The sequence below is a fragment of the Syntrophales bacterium genome (assembly GCA_030018935.1).
Taxonomy (GTDB): Bacteria; Desulfobacterota; Syntrophia; order Syntrophales; family CG2-30-49-12; genus CG2-30-49-12.
The window spans coordinates 1-25,198 of record JASEGZ010000019.1; the positions used below are offsets into that span (position 1 = coordinate 1).

The window sequence follows — 25,198 nt, forward strand, 5'->3', positions numbered from 1 at the left end:
AGGGGCGTAAGCCCCGGCGCCCGATGTACGGAAATAGCGAGCGAAGCGAGCGATTTCCGTACATCTTGTTCATAGACGACAATGTCGCCTTTTCTTTGGTTTCCAGGGTGTAGACGTCGTCGTCTCCACTTCCTATAGGCTATTCCCCCCCCTTCTTTCAAGAATCTGTTCTAATGGATTATTTATTCTCATGAAATCCCTGGTACTTACGTGGGTAGGATTTCTGTGTTTTTGAATTTCGGCGCCTTAATAATTCTTGTATGTATCTGAGGTCAATACCGCTTTTTAAAAGATGGGTAGCAAAGGAAATAGTCTTTAATATCGTTATCGCCGGCCTCAAAAGGCTCTTTATCTACAAAACTAAGAAAATCCCCGTTGTGGTAAGATAGCCCACCGTTTTATGACCGTGTTTTCTCATGACAGGCTCGCGCCGTGGATCTTCAAACTTGTATTTACGGGATGAAGTAATTAATTCCATAAAACACAATACTACAGGAATCTGCAATGTCAAGAAATGATTATGATTTTGCGATATTTTTTTGTAGCCGTGTCCGTTGATAATAAGGTCTGACCTGCAACTAAAAATACGAAAAGGCTTCCTGCTGCCGGAGGGAAATTGTCAAACAAATATACTTGACTTTGTGAATGGATCAGGATAGACAGAAACAAAAAGCTCGATACATCCAGGGGTGCCGCGCAGGCTGAGAAGATACCCTTTGAACCTGAACTGGATCATACCAGCGTAGGGAGTGCCATCTGAGCGATTTCCAGAAGTTCTATATTCAGAGGGGCCATATCCCGTGGTAAGAAGGTATGGCTCTTTTTTATTTGGCAGAGAGGAGACCGTCGTCTCTTTCCATGGCAAAAAGAATAGTATTTGTGATTTCCGGAGGCCAGGTCCTGGATCTTGCGCTTTTACATGCAAAACTAAAGGCGCATAGAGGAGCAGAGATAATCTGCGCCGACGGTGGAGTACGCCATCTTCCTTCCCACGGTCTGATTCCCGATGTTATCATCGGAGACATGGATTCTCTCGATCCTGAGAAAGAAAAGTACTTCGAGGAACGGGGAAGTCGGATCATCAGGCGCCCTAAGGAAAAGGAGGAAACAGATACACAACTGGCCCTCGAATATGCCTTGGGGATGAACCCGGAAGAGGTATGGATCTTTGGCGCCCTCGGGGGAAGGGTTGATCATACCCTGGCCAACATCTCCCTCCTTATTCTGGGTGCAGAGAGGGGCATAAGGATAAAATTGGTGGATGAATGGTGTGAGGCTTTTGTTGTGACCGCCTCCTGCGTGATTGAGGGGCAGACGGGGCAGACGGTATCCATTCTTCCCCTTTCGTCAGCAGTGACCGGCATAACCCTGGAGGGATTTGAATATCCTCTCAAAGATGGGACAATGGAAATCGGAAGGCCCTACGGTGTAAGCAACCGGTTGATAGAGGCCAGAGGCGTCATTTCCGTGGCTTCAGGATATCTGCTCGTAGTGAGGTATTTCAAGGCGGGGGTTTTCCCCCCGAGGTGACTTGAGGAGATGAAACCAAAAAGGATATTAACCATTGCCGGTTCAGATTCCGGTGGCGGAGCAGGGATTCAGGCAGATTTGAAGACGATTGCCTCCCTTGGGGGGTTCGGGATGAGTGTCATCACCGCCTTGACAGCCCAGAATACTCTCGGTATCCAGGACATCCATGAGGTCTCCCCGGAATTTGTCAAGAGGCAATTTGATTCTGTGGCGTCGGACATAGGCATAGATGCAGCCAAGACCGGTATGCTTGTCAACTCCGGGATAATAGAGGTAGTGGCAGACGGCATTAGGGAATACAGCGTTGAAAAGCTTGTTGTTGATCCGGCAATGGCAGCCAAAGGGGGAACGCCGCTGATCAAGGGTGAGGTCAGGGATGACCTGATCAGGGAACTGATCCCTCTGGCCCTTGTGGTGACACCGAATATTTCCGAAGCCGAGGTCCTCTCCGGGATAAAGATTGCCTCCCTCGACGGGATGAGAGAAGCGGCGCGGGTCATTTATGATCTGGGGGCAGAGAATGTACTGGTCAAAGGGGGGCATCTGATGGATGCCGATGTCACGCACGCCAGGGACATCCTCTATGACGGGAAGAATTTTTACGAGTTTTCCTCTGAGAGGATTGATACTAAAGACACGCATGGTACCGGGTGCACCTATTCCGCCGCTATTGCCACCGGTCTTGCCATGGGGAAGAGTGTTTTTGAGGCCGTGGAAGAGGCAAAAAAGTATATCACAGAGACCATCAGGTTTTCCTATCGTATCGGTGGGGGGCAGGGACCAACGAACCATCTCGCCCCTCTTTTACGGGAGGTGGAACGTTATCGCTGTCTTGATGAGCTGAAGGCCGCCCTGCAAAGATTGAAGGGGGAAAAATGCGGTCATGTCATCCCGGAGGTACAGTCAAACCTCGGCTATGCCCTTCCCGGCGCCAGGGGGATCGAGGAAGTGGCGGCTGTTCCGGGCAGGATTATCCGGATCGGAGATGAGGTGGCAACCCTCTGTGAGCCGGCTTTCGGCGCCTCTTCACATATCGCAAAGATCATCCTCACCGTTTTGAGGTACAACAGTGAATATCGTGCGGCGATGAATATCCGGTTTTCGGAAGATATTGTAAAGATATGCCAGGCCTTGGGGTATGACATCGCCCATTTCAGTCGGGCAGGCGAACCGCCTGAGATGAAAGAGAGAGATGGTTCCTCCCTCGAATGGGGAACGGAGACTGTCCTGGCAAAGAGGGAAAAGGTTCCCGATATCATCTTTGACAGGGGCGATGTGGGGAAAGAGCCGATGATCCGGGTCCTCGGGAAGGACCCTCATGATGTTGTGGATAAGGTTTTAAATCTGGTAAGGAAATTGAAAGTCGTAAGTCATAGGTCGTAAGTCGTATGACTGACGACTGACGACTGATGTTTTAGGAGGAAAGGATAATATGGAATTGAATGAAATTACCATCACGAAAGCGATTATAGAGCGGTTCTCGGAGAAGCTGCTCGCCTGCACGGAAGTGGATACAGCTATCGTGGGAGGTGGTCCCGCCGGTCTCGTGGCCGGCTATTTCCTGGCGAAAGCCGGAAAAAAGGTGGCGATATTTGAGAAAAAACTGAGCATCGGCGGCGGCATGTGGGGCGGCGGTATGATGTTCAACGAGATCATCGTGCAACCGGAGGCCAGGGAACTCCTCGATCTGTTTGACGTACGCACAAGGGAGTATGAACATGGTTACTACAGCGCCGATGCCATCGAGGCGGTCAGTACGATTTGTTCCTATGCAACAAAGGCGGGGGCCAGGGTCTTTAATTGTATCACCGTGGAGGATGTGATGATCCGTGAAGGACGGGTGATCGGTCTTGTGATTAACTGGACACCGGTCGAGGTGACGGGTCTCCATGTTGACCCACTGGCGATTGCCGCAAAATCTACCGTTGATGCCACAGGTCATGCCACGGAAGTCCTCCGCGTGATTGAACGAAAGACAGATATAAAATTTAACACGCCAAGCGGGGCCTTGATGGGTGAGCGTTCCATGTGGGCGGACAGGGCAGAACAGTTGACTCTGGAAAATACAAGAGAGATCTGCCCCGGCGTATATGTAGCCGGGATGTCGGCCAATGCGGCCTTCGGCGGCCCCAGGATGGGTCCCATCTTCGGTGGCATGCTCCTTTCAGGGAAGAAGGTTGCCGAACTGATTATTGCCAGTGGCTAAAAAATTGAACTTCAGCGGGACCTTTGAAAATTGACTTCACAAGGGCTCAAAATCTTTTTTCGACCATTCTAACGCTCGCTCCACTGCAAAGGCAACAACTCGCGCTGCGCGCTCAAACATTTGCCTTTGCGGCCGTTTCGCTTCGCGAAGAATAGTTGCGAAAAAAATCTTGCATTTGCCCTTTCGAAGCCAATTTTCAGTCTCGCAAAGTTCTCTTCAGCCCAATTTGCTGCTGCTTTAATTTCAGGTTATGGGCTACGGCCTATAGTCCCTTGCCCCTTGCTTAGAGAGGGCTTAAGGTCTCGGAAGGTTTGAATTTGACCGTTGATACTATTGATAAGATACCTGTCTCTGGTGAGGCAGCGGCCGGTATTGTCCGCCAGTTGCAGCGGGCTGGTCATGAAGCCTATCTCGTCGGCGGCTGTGTGCGCGACCTCCTGCGGGGTATCGAACCGGTGGACTACGATATTGTCACCTCCGCCCGACCCGATGAGGTCCAGGCGCTGTTTCCTCACACGGTGCCGGTGGGGGTGAGCTTCGGTGTTGTCCTCGTCATTGAAGGGGGACGAAGCTACGAAGTGGCAACATTCCGCACCGAGGATGGTCATGAAGATGGGCGGAGACCCTCTCAGGTAAAATTTGCCACGGCCAAGGAGGATGTCTACCGCCGGGACTTCACCGTAAATGGTCTCCTGTTGGAGATAGAGACAGGCCGCATCATTGACTATGTGGGTGGCTGTCAGGATATTGAGCGTCGCCTCATCCGCACAATCGGTGAACCTGAAGAGCGTTTCTCCGAGGATTACCTGCGGGTGCTCCGTGCCGTCCGCTTTGCCGCCAACCTTGGCTTTGAAATTGATCAGCAGACCCTTGATGCTGTCAAGCGGCATGTCCCCGCCATCCGCCGCATCAGCGCGGAACGCACCCGTGAAGAACTGACCCGTCTTCTCACCGGCGGTGGGGCGCGGCGCGGGATGAAACTCCTTGCCGCTACCGGCCTTCTTGCCGTCCTCCTTCCCGAGGTCGAGGCGATGCGTGGTGTCGTCCAGCCGCCAACATTCCATCCCGAAGGCGATGTCTGGGAACACACCCTGCGGATGCTCGACCTGTTGCCCGGCGGGGCGGGTAAAGAGGCCGATGCCTGCCTCGCCTGGGGTGTCGTCATGCACGACATAGGGAAGCCCTGTACACGTTCCGAGGACGAATCAGGCGTCCATTTCTACGGTCACGTCCGCAGGGGAGAGGAGATCGCCGGCGCTATCCTGCAGCGGCTCAGATTTTCCCGTGCAGATATGGAGACGATCATTGACCTTGTCCACTGCCACATGCTCTTCATCCATATAAAGGAGATGCGCCCCAATAAGTTGAAACGTCTGCTCAGGAAGCCCCGCTTCGACCTTCATCTTGAACTTCACCGCCTCGATTGCCTGGGAAGCCACGGTTTTCTCGACAACTACAAGTTCTGCAAGACAAAGCTTGCCGAACTTGCCACAGAGGAACTGCACCCGCCGCGTCTGATCACCGGCCATGACCTCATCGCCATGGGCTTTCGCCCCGGCCCCATCTTCAGTGAGATCCTGAAGGCTGTTGAGGATGCGCAGCTCGACGGTGAGATACTTACCGGGGATGAAGCCCGCAGGCTGGTGATGACTCGCTGGGGACGTGAATCTTCTTTCCCGAACCCCTGAGATAGTCAATCATCGGGTCAACAATTAAAGGAACAACATCGGGCAGCAGGATCGGGAACAGGACAGGAAACACGGGAAGTTTCCCTGAATTTACTCACAAGACGCAAAATTCTGTTGACTCTTAGGAAATCGGGGCGGGCAAAATCGGGGGCGCAAAATCGCAAAATCCAAAATCGGCAAAATCGGGGTCAGGTCTTTTATCTTGACATTTCCGACGGGTTATGATAAAGTACCGCCATCATGGCACGCCCACTTCGCATAGAATACCCTGGCGCTGTCTATCATATCACAAGCCGGGGAAACGAAAGAAAGGCCATTTACAAAGACGATCATGATCGTGAGGGTTTTCTCTCCACCCTACAGCGTGCCAATAATCGATATAACTGGATCTGTCACTCCTACTGCCTTATGGACAACCACTACCACCTTCTCATCGAGACCCCGGATGGCAACCTCTCCATCGGTATGCGGCAGCTAAACGGTGTCTACACCCAGTTTTTTAATAATCGGCACAGGAGAACCGGTCACCTCTTCCAGGGGAGATACAAGGCTATCCTCATCCAGAAAGACAGTCACCTCCTCGAAGCCTGCCGATATATCGTCTTAAACCCCGTCCGTGCCAGGACGGTTGGACAACCGGAGGACTGGAAGTGGTCCAGTTACCGCGCCACGGTCGGCAAGGAACAGCCACATCCCTACCTTACCACAGACTGGATACTCGGGCAATTCAGCGGAAAAAGAGGAGAGGCAGAGAAGGAATACCGGCAGTTTGTCCAAGAGGGTATCGGAAAAGAATCGATCTGGTCAGGTGTTAAGGGGCAGGCCATACTCGGTGAAGATGAATTTATTGGCAGCCTCATTGATCATTTCAAAAAACATAAAGACGTGATCGAGATACCAAAAGGCCAGCGATATGTGAACAGACCGGCACTTGAAAAAATATTCCCAGAGATTATAATAAAAGACAAAGAGAATCGTGACAGGAAGATACTGGAAGCTGTTGAGAGATACGGTTATCGGCAGAGTGAAATTGCCCGGTACCTGGTTATGCATTATTCGACGATAAGCAATTTGCTACGGGGAGCGGGGAAAAGCCTAATACCAAAAGAAAAGACCTGACCCTAATTCCTAATTCCTACTTCCAAAGAAAAGACCTGACCCTAATTTCCCTCTAATTTCCCTAATTTTCCTAATTCTCTAATTCCCAGGGATGTGGGCCGCGAAGACGGCTTAGAGTATTTCCTGCAACTTGGAGAGGGCCTGCCCCAGGTTTTCCGGGGCTGATCCGCCAGCCTGGGCCATGTCGGGCCGCCCGCCGCCGCTTCCCCCCACGAGGGGAGCGATTTCCTTGATGATCCTTCCGGCATGGTAGCGGGCGGTCAGATCTTTCGTCACTAGGCACAGGAGCATGGCCTTTCCCTCCGTTTCACTGCCGAGGAGGATGATGCCCGAGGGGAGCCTGTCCCTGAGCTTGTCGCCAAAATCACGGAGTGTCTTGGCATCCGCCGCTTCCACCAGGGCGGCGAGAACGGGAACACCTTTGATCTCTCTGAGGTTGCTCAAAAGATCGAAGGAATCTCTCGTTGTCAGTTTCGCCTTGAGCGCCTCGATCTCCTTTTCCAGGTCCCTCTGGTGGCGGAGAAGCTTTTCCGTCCTTTCCGCCAGTTCAAAGGGATTGACCTTCAGGAGATCGGCCGTCTCCCTCAGTTCTTTTTCCATGCCGCGCACGTACCTGACGGCTTCTCTCCCCGTGAGGGCCTCGACACGCCTTACTCCCGCGGCGACTGACGATTCATGGATTATCTTCAGGAGGCCGATTGCGCCGGTCCTCGCGACATGCGTTCCCCCGCACAACTCCTTGCTGATATCGCCTATCCTGACGATCCTGACCTCCTCCCCGTATCTCTCGCCGAAGACTGCCGTGGCGTCTGTTTTCATGGCCTCCTCAAGGGATAAGATATCGGTGTTTACGGGAATGTTTTGCCTGATGTATTGGTTGGCCAGGGTTTCAATGCGTTCCAACTCGTCATCCCCCACCCGGGAAAAGTACGTAAAATCGAAACGGAGGCGTTCCGGGGAGACGAGGGAACCGGCCTGTTTAATATGATCTCCCAGGACAGCCTTCAGTGCCGCCTGGAGGATATGTGTGCCGGAGTGATTGGCCTCCGTCGCCCTCCTCCTCTCCTCATCAACCACTAAGTGAACAGTGTCTCCTACCTTCCCTTCACCTTTCTTAACCTTTCCTGAATGGGTAATGAGATTATCGAGGGGTCTCAGGGTAGCCAGTACCTCAAAGCGAAATGCACCGCCCTCCATGAAACCGGTATCTCCCATCTGTCCGCCGCTCCCGCCATAGAAAGGAGTCCTCTCGACAATGATCTCGACATCTTCCCCTTCCGTTGCCGTTTCCACGGGTTGTCCCTTTTTCAGGATGGCTACGATACGCGACAGGTCTTCGATAACTCCCCCGTAGCCGGTAAATGCAGAGCTGATACCACGGTTAGAGAGCTTCTGGTAATGCTCTGCCGCGGCCTCTTCACCGCTACCCTTCCAGGATTCCCTCGCCCTCTCCCGCTGGGTCTCCATCGCCCTATGGAATCCCTCCATGTCAACGGAGAGGCCATCATCCCGGACAATATCCACTGTCAGGTCGGTGGGGAAACCATAGGTATCGTAAAGTTTAAAAACCACCGCGCCGGGGACAACATTTTTCCCCGCTCTTATCAGTGATGTTATCTCCTCCTGGAGGATTCTCAAACCGGCATCGAGGGTTTCCGTGAAACGCTGCTCCTCGTTTGCCACCACCTTCCTGATGAAGGATGTCTTTTCGGTAAGGTCAGGGTAGGCGTCTTTCATCACATCAATCACCACCCCGGCCACCTTGTGGAGGAACGGTTTCTCAAGGCCGATAAGTTTCCCGTGGCGTGCCGCCCGTCTCAGGATCCTCCTCAAGACATACCCCCGTCCCTCGTTGGCGGGAAGAACACCATCGCCGACCAGGAAAGTAACGGCCCGGCTGTGATCGGCGATAACCCTGATGGATATATCGTCCCTTTCACTCGCCCTGTAATTTTTCCCGCTGATCTTCTCAATAAAACGGACGATTGCGCAAAACAGGTCGGTATCGTAATTACTCGTGACGCCCTGGATAACCGTCGCCAGGCGCTCAAGGCCCATACCCGTGTCAATACTGGGTCTCGGCAGCGGGGTCATCCTGCCGGAGGCATCACGATCGAACTGGGTAAAGACCAGATTCCAAAGCTCGAGGTGACGGTCACAATCGCAGTTAATATTGCATGCAGGTTTACCGCATCCCGTCCCTTCCCCCTGGTCGTAGATGATCTCGGAGCAGGGACCACAGGGACCGGTCTCCCCCATCATCCAGAAATTGCTTTCTCCCCCCATACGCACAATGCGTTCCGGAGGGAGACCGATTTTCTTATGCCAGATGGCAAATGCTTCCTCATCATCTCGGTAAATGGTCACCCAGAGTTTCTCTCTCGGAAGGCCCACGACCCTGGTAAGGTACTCCCATCCCCAGGTGATGGCCTCTTCTTTCCCGTAATCGCCGAAGGAGAAATTTCCCAACATCTCAAAGAAAGTGTGATGACGCGAGGTAATCCCTACATTTTCCAGATCGTTGTGCTTCCCTCCCGCCCTGGCGCATTTCTGAGCGGTTACCGCCCTTTTGTAGGGGCGCTCCTCCCTGCCGAGGAAACAGTTCTTAAACTGCACCATCCCTGAATTGGTAAAGAGGATGGACGGATCGTCTTTCGGGACGAGGGATGAACTCAAGACCCGTGTATGGTCCTTTCCCTCAAAGTATCTCAAAAAACTCTCCCTGATGTCCATCGCTCTCATCATTACACAAAGATTCCTCTCCTGCCGTCTCCAAGATATCAAAAACCAGGCCTGGCGGGAAACCTTTCCCCACCAGGCTCCTTCCCAATCTTCTCAGTTCCTTCGGGTCGGTGACCTTCCGGTCCTTTCCCTTTTTACCGATCAGTTTCCCGATGGCCTCCCTCTCGGAGATTTCTTCCCGGGCGCCGGCGACGGCCTCCCCAATCAATTCACTGGGAATCCCCTTTTCCCGGAGGCTCATCTCGATCCTTCGATTTCCGAGGAGTCTGTTTACCGCAAGGTTACGAGCCCACTGCCGGGCAAAGGATGCGTCGTCCAGGTATCCCCGTTCGAGGAGATAATCCAAGACCCTGTCCACGACAGGGTTGTCAAAACCCTTCTCCTTCAGCCTTGCCCGTAACTCCTTCCTGCTCCTTGCCCGTATCGAAAGAAAACGAAAGGCCTTCTCCCTTGCCCTTTCAAGAAGGAGGTCGTCCTCCATTACCGCCTCTTATCCCGCCTCCCTTGTCTTAAATCCAAACTTTTCCCGTACTGCCTCCTCGATCTCTCTCGCGAGGTCTTTATTTTCCTTGAGGAATGCCCTGGTATTATCCCTTCCCTGACCGATTCTCTCACCCTTGTACGAATACCAGGCGCCACTCTTTTCAACAATGTCATTGTCCGTGGCAAGATCGAGGATACCCCCCTCTCTCGAAATGCCTTCCCCGAAGATAATGTCAAATTCCGTTTCCCTGAAGGGGGGCGCCAACTTGTTCTTTACCACTTTGACCTTTGCTCTGATACCAATGATATCCTGTCCCACTTTGATAGGGCTTACCTTCCTGATGTCGAGGCGCATGGTAGCGTAAAATTTGAGTGCATTTCCGCCCGTTGTCGTCTCCGGGGAGCCAAAGAAAACCCCTATCTTCATCCTTAACTGATTGATGAAAATCACCGTGGTTTTGGATTTACTGATCGTGGCTGTGAGCTTGCGGAGTGCTTGGGACATCAATCTCGCCTGGAGTCCCATCTGGGCATCCCCCATTTCCCCTTCCAGCTCCGCTTTGGGCACAAGGGCAGCCACAGAATCAATGACAAGGACATCCAGGGTTCCGCTTCTTACAAGGGTCTCGGCGATCTCGAGGGCCTGTTCACCCGTATCGGGCTGAGAGATGAGGAGGTCATCCGTATTTACACCGATCTTCCTCGCATAGGTAACATCCAGGGCATGTTCGGCGTCAATGAAGGCAGCCAGGCCATTCTGTTTATGCGCCTCTGCCACGATATGGAGGGCCAGGGTGGTCTTGCCACCGGACTCGGGACCAAATATCTCCACAACCCTCCCCCGGGGAATCCCCCCTGTACCGAGGGCGATGTCGAGACCGAGTGAACCGGTGGATATTACCGGAACATCTGAAATCTGTTCTCCGCCACCCAGTCTCATGATGGAACCCTTTCCAAACTGCCGCTCGATTTGAGTGATGGCAAGCTCCAACGTCTTTTCTCTATCCAGATCTGATCCCATGATTACCTCCATTTTGACAAATTCAAAACCCCAAATTCAAATGTTCAAAACATCTTGAGAGCTTTGAAAATTGCCTTCATCAGGGCTTCAAAATCTTTTTTCGACCATGGATCATTTAGTTTTGCTGCCAGGGCAAAACTCAGGCTTCGCCTTCAAACAGTTGCCCTGGCGGGCGCTTCGCTGCGATGGCAGAGCCCCCCTCCCCGAAAAAATCTTTGATCCGCCCTTTCTGAAGCCAATTTTCAATTTTGCAAAGCTCTCATCTTTATCCTACCTGCGTTGTTTTGAATTCTGCGTTTTGGTCATTTGATATTGTTCAAGACTTACGACTTATATCCCCCGAAAGGGAAACCAGGCCAGTTTTGTATAAATGGCCCCCCCCGGTGTCAGTTCACTCTTGAGAAGGGTGAGTCCATCGGCCTGAAACTGTCCTGCAACGTAATTCCCTCCCCCTTCCACAACCGCGGCCAGGCCAATCACCCCTTTCGGCGACTTAATCCTTCCCAGCGTTAGATGCGGCCGGAAGGGCCTTTCCTCCCTTTTAAAACCATAATCCTGAAAACCGCGATCCATGACCTTCTGGAGATTGCTCAACGGCACCACATCGCCATTTATCCCAAGCCAGATGACACGAGGCCGCATTACATCCGGAAATACCCCGACGGCTTTGACACTCAGGGAAAGTGGCTTGACATCGGCCACAGTCTTCTCCACTACCCGGCTGATATTTACCACGTCATCCCCGGAAATATTGCCAAAAAATTTCAGTGTCAGATGCATCCCTTCCAGTCTCGCCCAGCGGATAACCCCATGGATTGTTTTCTTCAGACGGTTCTGAATACCTACAATCTCGTTTCTGATCTCCCCGGGCAGCTCAATGGCCACAAATGCCCTTATCGTCTTTTCTTCGGTCATCTCTAATCTCCCCGGTGAGGTATCTTTTGAGCATCATGAGCGCCGACTGGGAGGAGATCATCTTGATCCTTCTCCTGTCCCACCGGTAAAAAGAATGGTGGCAGATGGTTCTTTTCCCGTCCGCAAGAGCGATAAAAACGGTACCCACCGGCTTTTCCTCTGTCCCCCCTGTGGGACCCGCAATCCCCGTTACGGCCAGTCCCAGGTCTGTCTTCCCGAGTTTCCTCACCCCTTCCGCCATGAGAATAGCCGTCTGCTCACTCACGGCACCGAACTCATGTAGAACTTGCCCGGGAACCCCGAGGAGTTCGGTCTTGGCTACATTGCTGTAGGTAACCACCCCCCACTCGAGAAAGGCAGAGCTCCCCGGTATATCTGTCAGACGATCGGTAATCAGCCCGCCGGTACATGATTCGGCCACGGCAAGGGTCAGCTTCTTGCCTGTTAGCAGGGAGGCAACAACACCTTCGAGGGTATCGTGATCATAGGCAAAGATGTAATCCTGGAGTCTGTCTTTAACATATCCTTCCGCTTCCCGGAGCTTCTCCTTTGCCTCTGTTTCGGTGGCATGTCTGGCGATGAGGACAACATGGTTTTCCGGAAAGTTGGGATAGAATCCAATACTCACTCCCAGACTAACAAGATCAACATCGGCCAGTGCCTGATCTACACCCGCCTCAGCGATGCCAAACAACTTGATGATTCTGCTTTCGATATACTGCGCCTTCTCCGTAAATTCCCTCCTGAAGAGAGGAATTACACCCTCCGGTAGCATCCTCTTGACCTCAACAGGGACACCGGGAATGACGGCAATGATCCTGCCGTTCCTTTTCAGGGAGAATCCCCAGGCCGTTCCTATGGGATTACAGATTGTTTCGGCACCCTCCGGAAACACGGCCTGTTTGGCATTGTTTGACGTCCATCTAAGACGATGCTTCTCGAAGAGGCCCTGGATATGTCTGAGGACAGCCTCATCGGTGTGGAGCTTGAGATCAAAGGCCCTGGCGATGGCCGCCGTGGTAATGTCATCGGCCGTGGGACCGAGACCACCGGTTACGATCACGGCATCGGAAATACCCATAATATAGTTCAGTCCGCCCCCAATGGTATTTTCATCGTCACCGACGGACATCATCAGCGATACCTGCCATCCCTGGACATTCAACTCACGGGCGATAAAAGAGGAATTCGTATCCTGCGTCTTTCCACTGGTTAATTCATTACCGATGGTCAGTATGCCAACCTTCATCTAAAAATACCTTTCTCACAGCCCTGCTTTAAGCAGGGAAACGCCTCTGCAACAACAATTTTATCATCCTGTAAGCCAAAGGTATGTCTCATATACCCCAGAACTCAGTGAGGAACAAAAGAACCATATTGCTATAGATGCCAGCCACGATGTCGTCTGCCACGACTCCGTAACCATCTGGAAGCTTCCTCTCGAAATAGCTGGCGGGAAAACATTTGACAATGTCAAAGAACCGGAACAGAAGGAAACCCAAAAATACGTGCAAAACGGTGGGGGCAACCAGAAACATAGTGTACTGGAGGCCAACAATTTCATCAATCACGATGTGCGGCGAATCCTTTTCGTCGAATATCTTCTCCGCCCGTCGGGACAGATACCATGCCAGACAGGTAAAGACCAGTATCGTTACCAGGTAATAGGGCCAGGACAGAAATGAAAAGATCAGATATATGGGTATACCAACAATCGTCCCCGCAGTTCCGGGAGCAAGGGGTACGAATCCACTGCCGAACCCTGTGGCCGTAAATTTTATAAGCTTTTCAACCAGAAAACACCTCTTTTAAAACAGACGGGCATTGGACCCTTCAACTTATCAGCCGGTGTAATGGCAATCAAATTACCCCCTTTTCCCAACCCTGTCAATTGTTTTGATACGACCATAAAAAATCCCCCTACTTACCTCTAACTTCACGATTTGAAATACAGGCCCATGCCTTGACATATGCGACATTTATGGTTAATCTACATATGAATTTAGCTTTTGGTTCATCGGCTAAAAGCCGATAGATGAAGAGGGAAAGCTTACAAAATTAAGCAGGAATGGGATAAATAGATGATTTCAATCAACAGAACCTTCTTTGATTTTGCCTGTCGCCTTGCCTCTGAGATAGAAGCCAGGGCCGTCCTGCTCTACGCCGATGTGGCTTCGGATCTCCCGATTTCGGCTGAGCAAAAAACGAGTTTTGACTTGATCCTGGTTACGAAGGGGAGCGAGGAGATACCGGAAAAATTTAAAGATTCAGGACTGATACTAATAAATGTCCCCAATGTGAATCTAACAAGGGTCGGTCAGATAAAAATCGCCATTACCAAAGGCATCGCCACGGGCTTATTCAAGAAGGGGGACAAATTAGTTTGTCTTACCGGCGTTCCCAGGTTTGGCTATGTGGACAGTATGTTTGTCATTGATGTGGGCAAAGAGTTTGAGATCCTGACTTCCAAAGACATGACAGATATTATTGAAGGGGTCTATCCTGAAGTTTTCGGCGCCGTCCTGAATATAGCCCTTGAACTGGCCGCTCAGGGAAGAGAGGGCCGGAAGGCGGGCACCATCTTTATCCTGGGAGATCATGAAAAGGCGCTGCAACTCTCGAGACAGATGATCATCAATCCCTTCATGGGGTACCCCGAAGAGGAAAGAAATATCCTCAATCCCGATATGGAGGAGACGATTAAAGAGTTTTCGGCCATTGACGGCGCCTTCATTATCAAAGATAATGGCGCCATTGTGACGGCGGGGAGGCATCTCAATGCGGCCTTGGAGAGCAAGGATTTCCCCCGTGGTCTCGGAAGCAGGCATATTGCCGCTGCCGGTATCTCAAGCGTTACCCATGCTATCGCCGTTGTTTTATCGGAATCTACAGGCAATGTTACTGTATTCAAAAACGGAAAGATATTTGTAAGTATTGAGAAACCTATAGAATAGAGGCATTATGAGATTTGACAAATTTACCTTAAAGGTTCAGGAGGCCATCCAGGAGGCCCAGACTCTAACAAACAGCTACGGACAACAGGGGATAGATGTGGAACATCTTCTGCAGGCGTTCCTTAAACAGCCGGAAGGGATTACCGGTGAGATACTGAAGAAATTAGGGGCGGATCCCCGGCATATTGAAGGTGAAATCAAAAGAGCGCTGGAGGGGCTGCCGAAAGTCGCCGGCGCCGGCGTCGGCCAGACCTACATAACCCCCAGATTAAATAAGGTGATGGACAGCGCCCTTACCGAGGCGGCGCGATTAAGGGATGAGTATGTAAGCGCTGAGCACATCCTGATTGCGATTACTGATGAAAAAGAGGGACGGGCCGCAGATATCCTTCGCAGTGCGGGGGTCACAAAGGACAATATTTTTAAGGTCCTTGTAGAAATCAGGGGGTCTCAGAGAATTACCGATCCCAACCCGGAGGAGAAATACCAGGCCCTGAAACGCTATGCAAGAGACTTCAATGAACTGGCCCGCAAGGGCGCCTTCGATCCTGTCATCGGAAGAGATGAGGAGATCAGAAGGATCATGCAGGTTCTTTCCCGGAGGACAAAGAACAACCCCGTTCTCATCGGAGAACCGGGGGTTGGAAAAACCGCCATCGCGGAAGGTCTGGCCCAGCGTATCGTTAACGGCGATGTACCGGAGAATTTGAAAAATAAGCGGGTCGTTGGCCTCGACATCGGGGCGCTCGTGGCAGGCGCAAAATACCGGGGAGAATTTGAAGAGAGATTGAAGGCGGTTCTCAAGGAAGTGACGGAGGCCCAGGGCGAAATTATCCTCTTTATAGATGAGATACACACTGTTGTGGGCGCCGGCGCGGCTGAGGGAGCCGTTGATGCATCCAATATGTTGAAACCTGCCCTTGCCAGGGGAGAGTTGCGCTGTGTGGGCGCTACTACTCTCAATGAGTACCGAAAACACATTGAAAAAGACCCCGCCCTCGAACGGCGGTTCCAGCCCATCCTTGTGAAGGAACCGACAGTGGAGGATACTATTGCCATCCTGCGCGGCCTCAAGGAGCGTTACGAAGTCCACCACGGCGTAAGAATCAAGGATGCGGCGATTATTGCCGCGGCCACTCTTTCCCACCGGTATATCAGCGACCGGTTTTTACCGGACAAGGCGGTTGATCTGATTGATGAGGCCGCCTCACGCCTGAGGATCGAACTGGACAGCATGCCGGCGGAAATTGATGCGCTGGAGAGGAAGGTGATCCAATTAGAAATTGAGCGACAGTCGCTGAAAAATGAAACAGACAGGACATCTGTGGAAAGGCGTGACAAGATTGACAGGGAACTGGCAGAACTTAAGGAATCCATGGACAGGATGAAACTGCACTGGGCAAGTGAAAAGGAAGCAATCAAGAGGATCCAGGAAATCAAGGGAAAGATGGAGGCGTATAAGACGGAGGAATTAAATGCCCAGAGGGATGGAGACCTTGCCAGGGCGGCGGAGATCCGTTACGGGAAACTTGTTGAACTTAATAGGGAACTGGAACAGGAACAGATAAAACTCTCAGAAATCCAGAGAGACACAAAAATGCTGAAGGAAGAGGTGGATGCGGAAGATGTGGCGGAGGTCGTGGCAAACTGGACTGGTATCCCCGTGGCGCGGATGATGGAAACGGATATCCAGAAATTAATCCAGATGGAAGATAGGCTTAAACTCAGGGTTGTCGGCCAGGATGAGGGCATTCAAGCCGTTTCCAGCGCCCTGAGGAGGGCCCGTTCAGGACTTCAGGACCCCAATAGACCGATAGGCTCCTTCATCTTCATGGGACCTACAGGTGTCGGTAAAACGGAGCTTGCCCGGGCGCTCGCCGAATTCATGTTCGACAATGAACATGCCATGATCAGGATTGATATGTCCGAGTTTGTGGAGAAGCATTCCGTCGCCAGATTGATCGGTGCACCCCCCGGATACGTAGGATACGACGAAGGGGGCTACCTTACCGAAGCGGTAAGGAGAAGGCCATATTCCGTCCTGCTGTTTGATGAGATAGAAAAAGCCCATCCCGATGTGTTTAATATCCTGTTGCAGATCCTGGATGACGGGAGATTGACCGACGGCCACGGCCGGACAGTGGATTTCAAGAATACCATCGTGATCATGACCTCCAACATCGGCGGGCAATGGATACAGGATCCTTCCCTCAGGGAGGAGGAGAAACGAACCAGGACCATGGAGGCCTTGAAGGCCGCCTTTAAACCGGAATTCCTCAATAGAATAGACGATATTATCACTTTCCGGGCGCTTTCCCTCGCTGACATAGATCGTATCATTGAGATTCAAATCGGTCTGATTCAGAAGAGGCTTGAAGGACGGAAATTGAGCCTTGCCTTGACAGAAGGTGCAAGAAGTTATATAGCCAGCGCCGGCTATAGTCCTGTTTATGGGGCAAGACCATTGAAGCGGGCCCTCCAGAAATTGATCCTCGATAACCTGGCGATGAAGATCCTGAAGGGGACGTTTGCCGATGGTGATCGTATCACCGTTGACGCGACAGAGAGCGGAGAGATGATTTTTAGGAAAGAATAGTATCGGAGGTGCAGCATGAATACTATAAAAACAGCTTTGTTATTGGGCGCCCTGACGGGACTTTTAATGCTGATCGGGGGATACTTCGGCGGTCAGCAGGGAGTCATCATCGCCTTTATCTTTGCTATGGTGATGAACTTTGGGAGCTACTGGTTTTCAGATAAAATAGTCCTGCGCATGTATCGTGCCCAGGAGGTATCGGAAGGCCAGACCCCTGAACTCTACTCTATTGTAAAGGATTTAGCTTTAAAGGCATCCCTTCCCATGCCCAGGGTCTACATTGTCCCTGGTGATGCGCCAAACGCCTTCGCCACGGGGCGAAATGAGAATCATGCCGTCGTGGCCGTGACAGAGGGGATATTGAGGATCCTGAACAGGGAAGAGTTGGAAGGTGTTATCGCTCACGAGCTGACCCACATCAAAAACAGGGACATCCTCATCGGTTCCATCGCCGCAACGCTGGCCGGAGCCATTGTCATGCTGGCCCACATGGCACAATGGGCGGCGATCTTCGGGGGGGCAAGTCGTGACAGCGATGAAGAAGGCGGTGGCGGTATCTTCGGTCTCATCATCATGGCCATTCTGGCGCCTCTTGCGGCAACGCTGATTCAGATGGCGATCTCCCGCTCCCGGGAGTACCTTGCCGATGATGGCGGGGCGCAGATATCAAGAAAACCTTATGGTCTGGCAAGCGCCCTCGAGAAAATGGCGGGGGCCTCACAGGCGATCCCCATGAAGGCAAACCCATCAACGGCCCACATGTTTATTGTAAGCCCCCTGACGGGGGGGAGATCTCTGATGAATCTCTTCAGCACCCACCCCCCCATCGAGGAAAGGATCGCCAGACTGAAGGGTATGAGGCCGCGGTAACAACTGGCAATGTGCCTAAAGTTAGGGTAAAGTTTCTCTAACTTTAGCTCACTTCAAACTTCAAACTCATCAAGTTTTGAATTCATTTCTTGCCACAAAGAGCAAGAATTTTACGGCTAAGCGTCCTTAAGGAGGTATATATTTCATGGAAGAGGAGAAAAAGGGGTTTGTGGTGAGGGATAAGCGCACCTTTGATGAATCGGGAGAAGTGCGTAAGGAAGAACCCGCCGAAGCAAAAGAAACAGGTCCCGGCGAGAAAACAGAAAAAGGACAGGTCCCGCCGCCGGAGGCGGAACAACAGGGACAGCAGCGTGAAGAGAATTATCCAGAGGTTAACTTTGCAAGCTTTGTGCTCTCTTTGAGTACGACAGCGATGTATCATTTTGGTGATTTCCCCGATCCGGCGACAAAAGAAGCGCGGAAAAATCTCTCTGCTGCAAAACAGACCATTGATATACTGGGCATGTTAAAAAGTAAAACGGAAGGAAATCTCGATGACAACGAGAAATCCGTGTTAGATGGCATACTTTACGAGTTGAGGTTGAGGTATGTGAAGGAAAAAACCGGACAATGATCAGAAAACTATCACCGGCAAAGGTGAACCTGTACCTTTGCGTATTTCGCAAGCGGAAAGACGGCTATCATGACATCGCAACCCTGATGCAAAGGATAAGTCTCTATGATGAAATGACGTTTTCACCTATCGAGAGGGGCATTGTGGTAAAATGTCCGGACTCCCTGCCGGAAAATGAGGATAACATTGTTTACAGGGCAGCAATGGCCCTTTTTTCTTATGCTTCCTGTGCGTCCGGTATTGAAATTACCATCAAAAAAAGAATCCCCATCGCGGCAGGCTTAGGTGGGGGAAGTTCCAATGCGGCCACGACACTGATGACCATGAACGAGATATTCGGGTTCCACTACAGCAGAGATGACTTGATGAAGATAGGGGCAAAATTGGGGGCAGATGTCCCCTTTTTTATTTTTGGCAAGACGGCATGGGCTTTCGGCATTGGCGATCGCCTTCAGGCGGCGGACAACATCCCTCCCCTGTGGTTTGTCCTGATAAATCCCCGCTTCGCCATCTCCACAGAGATGGTTTATGAAAATCTAAATTTAAGATTGACAAAAGGATCAATAAATTATACCATCCCGCAACTTCAGACAGTAAACGATTTAGTGAAAGGACTACGTAATGATCTGGAGGATGTGACGCTGAACATATATCCCCTCTTACGGCACTTAAAGGATATTTTACTGACACATGGAGCTTTGGGTACCCTAATGTCGGGCAGTGGGCCGACCGTTTTTGGCATATTTTTAGAGGCAGAGGCAGCGCTAAAGGCAAAAAAGGCCTTGGAAGAAGTGGGAAGGGGGACGTGGTCTGTATTGATGGCACATTCTATCTAAATAAAAGTCGTAAGTCGTACGTCGTAAGTCATACGTCATAAAAGGAGGGCCACGCTCCGTCGTGGTCTAAGTCGTAGGTCATAAGTCCTCGATATAAGATGTACGACATACGACTTATGACTGACGACTTATGACTGATGACTTAAAGGGATGGGGCGTCGTCAAGTGGTAAGACACAAGATTTTGGTTCTTGCATACGGAGGTTCGAATCCTCCCGCCCCAGCCAGTTGTTGTCTTGAAAGGATTTAGATGCTTGAAAGAATAAGAATTTTTTCCGGTAACGCAAATTTGGCTCTGGCGGAAAGGATCTGTGAAAATCTGGGGGTCCCCCTCGGAAGGGCCAATGTGACTACTTTCAGTGACGGTGAAACGATGGTGGAAATCAATGAAAACGTCCGGGGTATGGATGTTTTCATTATTCAGTCTACCTGCACACCGGTCAATGTAACCTGCATGGAACTGCTCATCATGATTGATGCCATGAAGAGGGCATCTGCGGATCGTATCACGGCCGTTATTCCTTATTACGGTTATGCCAGACAGGATAGAAAGGTGGCTCCCCGGGCACCGATTTCGGCAAAACTTGTTGCCGATCTGATCACCACGGCGGGGGCCAACCGTGTTCTCTCCCTGGATCTCCATGCCGGCCAGATTCAGGGGTTTTTTAATATCCCTGTTGATAACCTATTCGCCACCCCCGTCCTTTTAGAATACATCAAGAGAAACTATGAGGACAACATTGTCATCGTTTCCCCGGACACCGGTGGTGTTGAAAGGGCAAGGGCGTTTGGTAAGAGGTTAGGGGCAACCCTTGCCATCATTGATAAGAGAAGAGAAGGGCCGAATGAGGCGCAGGTCATGAATATCATCGGTAATGTAAGGGGTAAAAAAGTCATCATTTTCGACGATATGATTGATACAGCAGGAACCGTGGTAGGGGGAGCCGAAGCCCTGAAGGAGGAAGGCGCCACTGAGATTTTCGTCTGTTGCACCCATTCTGTTCTTTCGGGGCTGGCCATAGAGAGGATTGAAAATTCCTGCATAAAAGAGGTTGTGGTCACGGATACGATCCCTCTGCAGGAAAAAGCAAAAGCCTGCGGTCGCATTAAGGTCCTCTCTGTTGCTGGATTGCTAAGTGAGGCAGTGAGAAGGATTTACTACAATGATTCGGTCAGTTCGCTTTTTATTTAGGAGGATAAATGAAGGCAAGTGAGTTAAGGGCCTGTATCCGCAAGGAATCTGGAAAGGGACCGGCGAGAAGATTGAAAAGGGAAGGGTTGATCCCGGCAGTTTTTTACGGACCGAGGACGGAGACGATGCTGTTGTCAATAAATTCTTCCGCGCTGCTGAAGTTGATAAGAGAAAAAGAAGAGAATGTATTCATCAAGCTCGTCATTGATGATCAGGATAGGAAGATGGAAAAGTTTTCGGTCCTCAAAGAGCTCCAGACCAATCCGATCACGGGAAGATTTTATCATGCTGATTTTTGTGAAATCAGTATGGATGATAAGCTTGTCTTTGATATACCTCTTCATTTTATAGGGAAGCCTGTAGGTATTGAAGAGGGGGGCAATTTTCAACATTTGAAAAGAGAACTGAAAGTTTCCTGCCTTCCGGCAGTACTCCCCGCATTTATTGAGGTGGATGTCAGCGGGCTTCGTATCGGCGACGCGATCAAGGTACGTGACATTAAGCCGGTGGATGGTGTAACTATTCTTGATCCTGAAGATGCGGTGATCGCCATGGTGACAGCCCCGAGAGTCGTTGCTGAAACTGAAAAGGAAGATGAATCTAAATCGTCCGCAGAGGAAAAAGAGTAAGGTCCCCCGGTGAGGCTGATAGTCGGGCTGGGAAATCCTGGCAGCCAGTACCAATTCAGTAAACATAACATGGGGTTCCTGGTCCTCGATAAATTGGCGCAGCGGCAGAACATATCCCTCAGTCAGAGAGGCTTCGACGCACGTTTCGGAAAGGGGAAAATTGACGAGACCACGGTTTTGCTTGCCAAACCTCAGGCCTTTATGAACCTGAGTGGCGTTGCGGTAAGGAAGCTTACGGAATACTTTAAAGCGGGTCTTGAAGATCTGATCGTTGTTCATGACGACCTCGACCTGCCATTCGAAATAATTCGTTTAAAGAAAGGCGGAGGGTACGGAGGGCATAAAGGATTGGGATCTATCATAGATTATCTCGGCGGGTCAGAGTTTATTAGGGTCAGATTGGGGATAGGGAAGCCGCCTCCCGGGACAATGGTGGAAGAGTACGTCTTAGGGTGTTTTTCTAAGGAGGAAATGAAAATCTTACCTGACATTACCAGCCGGGCATGTGATGCCGTGGGGGAGGTTATTTCATCCGGTATCCAGACGGCAATGAATAAATTTAATGTTAAAGGTCTCACAAAAAACTTAGATGAGGAGGTATAAACAAAGGTTATGGGAGCTTTAGTTGATTATGCGGCGTGGCTGGGTGTTATCGGGTTGTTACTGGCGTTTATCATTTACAGGTATGTTGTCTCTTTCCCCCCAGGGAATAAAGAGATGGTAGAGATTATGGATAAGATCCATGCGGGGGCGATGGTGTTTTTGAAGAAGGAGTATCAGATTATCGCGATCTTTTTGGTTGTTGTTTTTCTGATACTCTATTTTTCCCTGGAATCAAAGATGTCATCGGTCGCTTTCGCATCGGGGGCAATTTGTTCGATGCTGGCAGGACTTTTCGGTATGCAGGCGGCAACGTACTCCAATGCCAGAACAACGGAAGCGGCCAGGGAACATGGCCAGGGGAAGGCCCTGACGGTGGCTTTCTATGGGGGGTCGGTTATGGGGCTGTCCGTAGCCAGCCTCGGATTGCTCGGCTTGGGCATCTTCTTCTACTTCTTTTCCGGGAAAAACCCTACCGTAATCAACGGTTTCTGCATGGGCGCCTCTTCCATTGCCCTCTTTGCCCGTGTCGGCGGTGGTATTTTCACCAAGAGCGCGGATGTGGGGTCCGATCTGGTCGGTAAAATTGAAGCGGGGATCCCCGAGGATGACCCCCGGAACCCTGGTGTCATCGCGGATAATGTGGGGGATAACGTGGGGGATATCGCCGGTATGGGTGCAGACCTCTACGAATCTTACTGTGGTGCCGTAGTCGCTGCTATTGCCATTGGCGCCACCATGGGCACACACAAGATGGTATGGATGTCCCTTCCCATGTTGTTTATCATGGCAGGGTTGATCTCATCAATTATCGGGATCGGCTTCTTCAATTTCCTGAAGAACCTGAGACCACAAGCGGCCCTCAGCAATTCCCTGTACATCGCCGGGATTCTCTTTATCATCGCCTCATTTTTCGTGGTCAAGTACTCAACGGCAAACATAACGGCGGAAGAGTTGAAAGCTGCAGGAATGATCAGCAGTTTGGGACCATTCTGGGCTAACCTCTTCGGCATTGTCACTGGCATGTTGATCGGAGGAATTACGGAATACTATACGGGTACAGGCCGTGGCCCTGTCGTAAGGATAGCCGAGGCTTCCCAGACAGGTCCGGCAACAAATATTATCAATGGCCTCGCCGTCGGTTTTGAAAGTGTGATCGCACCTGTTTTCTTCATCGCCATCGCCATCTGGGTTTCCTATATCTGTGCCGGTCTCTATGGGATTGCCATTGCTGGTGTCGGAATGCTCGGTACCGTTGCCATGACGATGTCTGTGGACAGCTACGGACCGATAGCGGATAACGCCGGTGGCATTGCCGAACAGGCCAAACTGCCACCCCATACGAGGGAGATTACCGACGGGCTGGATGCGGTAGGCAATACAACAGCGGCGATCGGTAAGGGATTTGCCATTGGTTCGGCGGCGCTGACCGCACTGGCCCTGTTTGCCGCTTACGTCTCCACTGTCAGGACCTTCCCCGGCTTTGAAAAATTCGCCCTCGACCTCACCGAGGCGCATGTGCTCGCAGGGGCGTTTCTCGGCGTGTTGTTTCCCTGTATGATGGTCTCACAGACACTGACCGCTGTGGGAAAAGCGGCCTTCGATCTGGTCAATGAGATAAGAAGACAGTTCAGAGAAATCCCCGGGCTCATGGAGGGTAAGACACCTCCGGATTCGAACAGGTGCGTGGATATTGCCACCACGGGGGCGCTTAAAAGGATGATTGTTCCCGGAGTTTCAGCGGTATTGGCGCCAGTTCTGGTAGGTGTATTCATCGGGCCTCAGGCCCTCGGCGGATTCCTTGCAGGAGCGACGCTGTCCGGTGTTATCCTGGCCCTTTTTCTGGCCAATGCCGGTGGCGCCTGGGATAATGCGAAGAAGTATATCGAAAAGGGTAATTTAGGCGGTAAAGGCTCTGAAGTACATAAGGCAGCCGTCATCGGTGACACCGTGGGTGATCCCTGCAAGGATACCTCAGGTCCCGCCATGAATATCCTGATCAAGTTAATGTCGGTAGTGTCCCTCGTTACAGCACCGGCAATTGTTACCATCTATCAGATGATTTATTAATTCAGGACTGTTCACACCCTTACCACCCTCCCCTCCTGCGCGGTAGAGTGGTAAGGGAAGAACTGACGGCCTTAGAGGAGGGGGGTTAGTGGCTCTCTTTAAGGTAACGTCTTGCCACCTCCTCGGCAAGTGTGTAAGGATCAGATTCTCTGTGGGTCAATTTTTCTACCATGCAGTCGAATTCACCGCTTGTCACGAGGTCTCTTAAAACCGGTTCCAGGATAAAGTCACGGAGAGCTTCATTGATCTCAACGATCGTCTTCCTGCGGAGACGGTCACCCAAGAGCTGACTACCTGTCAGGTGCTGATAGTGCTCATCAATTTTAAGGGATAGCTCTTCAACCTTCTCTTTAAACGAGACCGGTTCAAACACGTTTTCCACCATGATTACAGGAGGTCTCCATCCGCCGGGGAAGTCATGTGCCATATTGAGCATGGCCTCTATCAGGCTGTAAAGCTGTTGTGCACCCTCGCGGTCTGCTTTATTAATCACAAAAATATCAGCGATCTCCATGATCCCCGCCTTCATTACCTGTATTTCGTCTCCCATGCCGGGTACCATAACTACAATGACGGTGTGGGCATGGTTGACGACTTCGACCTCCTGTTGTCCCGCACCCACTGTCTCCACGATGATGACATCTTTTCCCATGGCATCGAGGATATGAACGGCATCACCGACCGCCTTGGAGAGACCGCCGAGGGCCCCTCTGGTCGCCAGACTTCTGATAAATACCTCAGAATCCTCGGCATGTCGTTGCATGCGGATTCTGTCACCGAGAATAGCCCCACCGGTAAAGGGACTGGTCGGATCTACCGCCAGGACGCCAACGGTTCTCTTCTTTTCTCTAAATGACGTAATCAGAGCATCGGTAAGGGTACTTTTTCCCGCCCCTGGTGAACCGGTGATACCTACAATATGGGCCTTACCTGTATAGGGAAAGATGTGTTTGAGCGTTGTCTTTGCTTCGGGGAGACGGTCTTCCAAATTTCTGATCAGGCGAGTGGCCGTCCGCACATCCCCTTCTCTTATCTTTTCTGCCTTTTTCATATTTTCAAAACTCCTCATTTATTATTTGAGACCTTTGAAAATTGACTTCACAAGGGCTCAAAATCTTTTGACGATTATGCATCATTTAGTTTCGCTGCCAGGGCAAAACTCAGGCTTCGCCTT

21 protein-coding genes, 1 tRNA gene and 1 riboswitch are annotated in these 25,198 nt (G+C 51.2%); of the genes, 15 read left to right on the forward strand and 7 right to left on the reverse strand.

Annotated features, from left to right (window positions below; translation table 11 throughout):
* The first annotated feature begins 675 nt into the window (after positions 1-675).
* Positions 676-764, forward strand: a riboswitch (TPP riboswitch).
* Positions 765-813: 49 nt separating this feature from the next.
* The 5 genes from QMD03_05140 to QMD03_05160 all read left to right on the forward strand — a co-directional run bounded on the left by QMD03_05140 (position 814) and on the right by QMD03_05160 (position 6,543).
* Entirely contained in the window at positions 814-1,530 is a 717-nt protein-coding gene (locus QMD03_05140; protein MDI6776615.1) for a thiamine diphosphokinase, read from the forward strand.
* Positions 1,531-1,539: 9 nt separating this feature from the next.
* Positions 1,540-2,913, forward strand: coding sequence for a bifunctional hydroxymethylpyrimidine kinase/phosphomethylpyrimidine kinase (thiD, locus tag QMD03_05145; protein MDI6776616.1), 1,374 nt, complete (start codon positions 1,540-1,542; stop codon positions 2,911-2,913).
* 49 nt (positions 2,914-2,962) lie between these two features.
* Positions 2,963-3,736: a sulfide-dependent adenosine diphosphate thiazole synthase gene (locus tag QMD03_05150; protein MDI6776617.1), complete on the forward strand. Its 774-nt coding sequence runs from the start codon at positions 2,963-2,965 to the stop codon at positions 3,734-3,736.
* A gap of 317 nt (positions 3,737-4,053) precedes the next feature.
* On the forward strand, positions 4,054-5,424 hold the full coding sequence (locus tag QMD03_05155; protein ID MDI6776618.1) for an HD domain-containing protein: 1,371 nt from the start codon (positions 4,054-4,056) through the stop codon (positions 5,422-5,424).
* A 240-nt stretch (positions 5,425-5,664) separates the two neighbouring features.
* Positions 5,665-6,543: a transposase gene (locus tag QMD03_05160; protein MDI6776619.1), complete on the forward strand. Its 879-nt coding sequence runs from the start codon at positions 5,665-5,667 to the stop codon at positions 6,541-6,543.
* Between the two features lie 111 nt (positions 6,544-6,654).
* On the opposite strand, the gene alaS is transcribed toward QMD03_05160, so the two are convergent.
* The 6 genes from alaS to QMD03_05190 all read right to left on the reverse strand — a co-directional run bounded on the left by alaS (position 6,655) and on the right by QMD03_05190 (position 13,485).
* The gene (gene alaS, locus QMD03_05165) at positions 6,655-9,288 is read right to left on the reverse strand and encodes an alanine--tRNA ligase (GenBank protein ID MDI6776620.1); all 2,634 of its coding nucleotides are present in this window, start codon (positions 9,286-9,288) and stop codon (positions 6,655-6,657) included.
* Positions 9,242-9,766 carry a regulatory protein RecX gene (locus QMD03_05170; GenBank protein MDI6776621.1) on the reverse strand — a complete coding sequence of 175 codons (525 nt, stop codon included), beginning with the start codon at positions 9,764-9,766 and terminating at the stop codon, positions 9,242-9,244. Before QMD03_05170 ends, alaS begins: the two co-directional genes overlap by 47 nt.
* A gap of 9 nt (positions 9,767-9,775) precedes the next feature.
* Complete coding sequence (gene recA / locus QMD03_05175; GenBank protein ID MDI6776622.1) at positions 9,776-10,789, reverse strand: recombinase RecA; 1,014 nt, start codon at positions 10,787-10,789, stop codon at positions 9,776-9,778.
* A 330-nt stretch (positions 10,790-11,119) separates the two neighbouring features.
* The gene (gene thpR, locus QMD03_05180; protein ID MDI6776623.1) at positions 11,120-11,704 is read right to left on the reverse strand and encodes an RNA 2',3'-cyclic phosphodiesterase; all 585 of its coding nucleotides are present in this window, start codon (positions 11,702-11,704) and stop codon (positions 11,120-11,122) included.
* Complete coding sequence (locus QMD03_05185; GenBank protein MDI6776624.1) at positions 11,664-12,953, reverse strand: competence/damage-inducible protein A; 1,290 nt, start codon at positions 12,951-12,953, stop codon at positions 11,664-11,666. The genes thpR and QMD03_05185 overlap by 41 nt, the downstream gene beginning before the upstream one ends.
* 88 nt (positions 12,954-13,041) lie before the next feature.
* Positions 13,042-13,485: a phosphatidylglycerophosphatase A gene (locus tag QMD03_05190; GenBank protein ID MDI6776625.1), complete on the reverse strand. Its 444-nt coding sequence runs from the start codon at positions 13,483-13,485 to the stop codon at positions 13,042-13,044.
* A 300-nt stretch (positions 13,486-13,785) separates the two neighbouring features.
* Between QMD03_05190 and QMD03_05195 the strand changes: the two genes are divergently transcribed.
* From QMD03_05195 to QMD03_05240, 10 genes are all read left to right on the forward strand, one after another.
* Positions 13,786-14,658 carry a diadenylate cyclase gene (locus tag QMD03_05195; GenBank protein MDI6776626.1) on the forward strand — a complete coding sequence of 291 codons (873 nt, stop codon included), beginning with the start codon at positions 13,786-13,788 and terminating at the stop codon, positions 14,656-14,658.
* 7 nt (positions 14,659-14,665) lie between these two features.
* Positions 14,666-17,254: an ATP-dependent chaperone ClpB gene (clpB, locus tag QMD03_05200; protein ID MDI6776627.1), complete on the forward strand. Its 2,589-nt coding sequence runs from the start codon at positions 14,666-14,668 to the stop codon at positions 17,252-17,254.
* Positions 17,255-17,269: 15 nt separating this feature from the next.
* Positions 17,270-18,124, forward strand: coding sequence for a zinc metalloprotease HtpX (gene htpX / locus QMD03_05205; protein MDI6776628.1), 855 nt, complete (start codon positions 17,270-17,272; stop codon positions 18,122-18,124).
* A 145-nt stretch (positions 18,125-18,269) separates the two neighbouring features.
* A complete protein-coding gene (locus QMD03_05210) occupies positions 18,270-18,698 on the forward strand; it encodes a DUF1844 domain-containing protein (GenBank protein MDI6776629.1) in 429 nt (142 codons plus the stop codon).
* Complete coding sequence (gene ispE, locus QMD03_05215; protein ID MDI6776630.1) at positions 18,695-19,534, forward strand: 4-(cytidine 5'-diphospho)-2-C-methyl-D-erythritol kinase; 840 nt, start codon at positions 18,695-18,697, stop codon at positions 19,532-19,534. Before QMD03_05210 ends, ispE begins: the two co-directional genes overlap by 4 nt.
* Positions 19,535-19,685: 151 nt before the next feature.
* A tRNA-Gln gene (locus tag QMD03_05220) sits at positions 19,686-19,760 on the forward strand.
* A 23-nt stretch (positions 19,761-19,783) separates the two neighbouring features.
* Positions 19,784-20,725: a ribose-phosphate pyrophosphokinase gene (locus QMD03_05225; protein MDI6776631.1), complete on the forward strand. Its 942-nt coding sequence runs from the start codon at positions 19,784-19,786 to the stop codon at positions 20,723-20,725.
* An 8-nt stretch (positions 20,726-20,733) separates the two neighbouring features.
* Entirely contained in the window at positions 20,734-21,354 is a 621-nt protein-coding gene (locus QMD03_05230) for a 50S ribosomal protein L25/general stress protein Ctc (protein ID MDI6776632.1), read from the forward strand.
* 9 nt (positions 21,355-21,363) lie between these two features.
* Positions 21,364-21,957, forward strand: a complete 594-nt coding sequence (gene pth / locus QMD03_05235; protein MDI6776633.1) for an aminoacyl-tRNA hydrolase — start codon at positions 21,364-21,366, stop codon at positions 21,955-21,957.
* A 9-nt stretch (positions 21,958-21,966) separates the two neighbouring features.
* Positions 21,967-24,024 carry a sodium-translocating pyrophosphatase gene (locus QMD03_05240; protein ID MDI6776634.1) on the forward strand — a complete coding sequence of 686 codons (2,058 nt, stop codon included), beginning with the start codon at positions 21,967-21,969 and terminating at the stop codon, positions 24,022-24,024.
* Positions 24,025-24,109: 85 nt separating this feature from the next.
* On the opposite strand, the gene meaB is transcribed toward QMD03_05240, so the two are convergent.
* A complete protein-coding gene (gene meaB, locus QMD03_05245; GenBank protein MDI6776635.1) occupies positions 24,110-25,075 on the reverse strand; it encodes a methylmalonyl Co-A mutase-associated GTPase MeaB in 966 nt (321 codons plus the stop codon).
* Between the last annotated feature and the right edge of the window lie 123 nt (positions 25,076-25,198).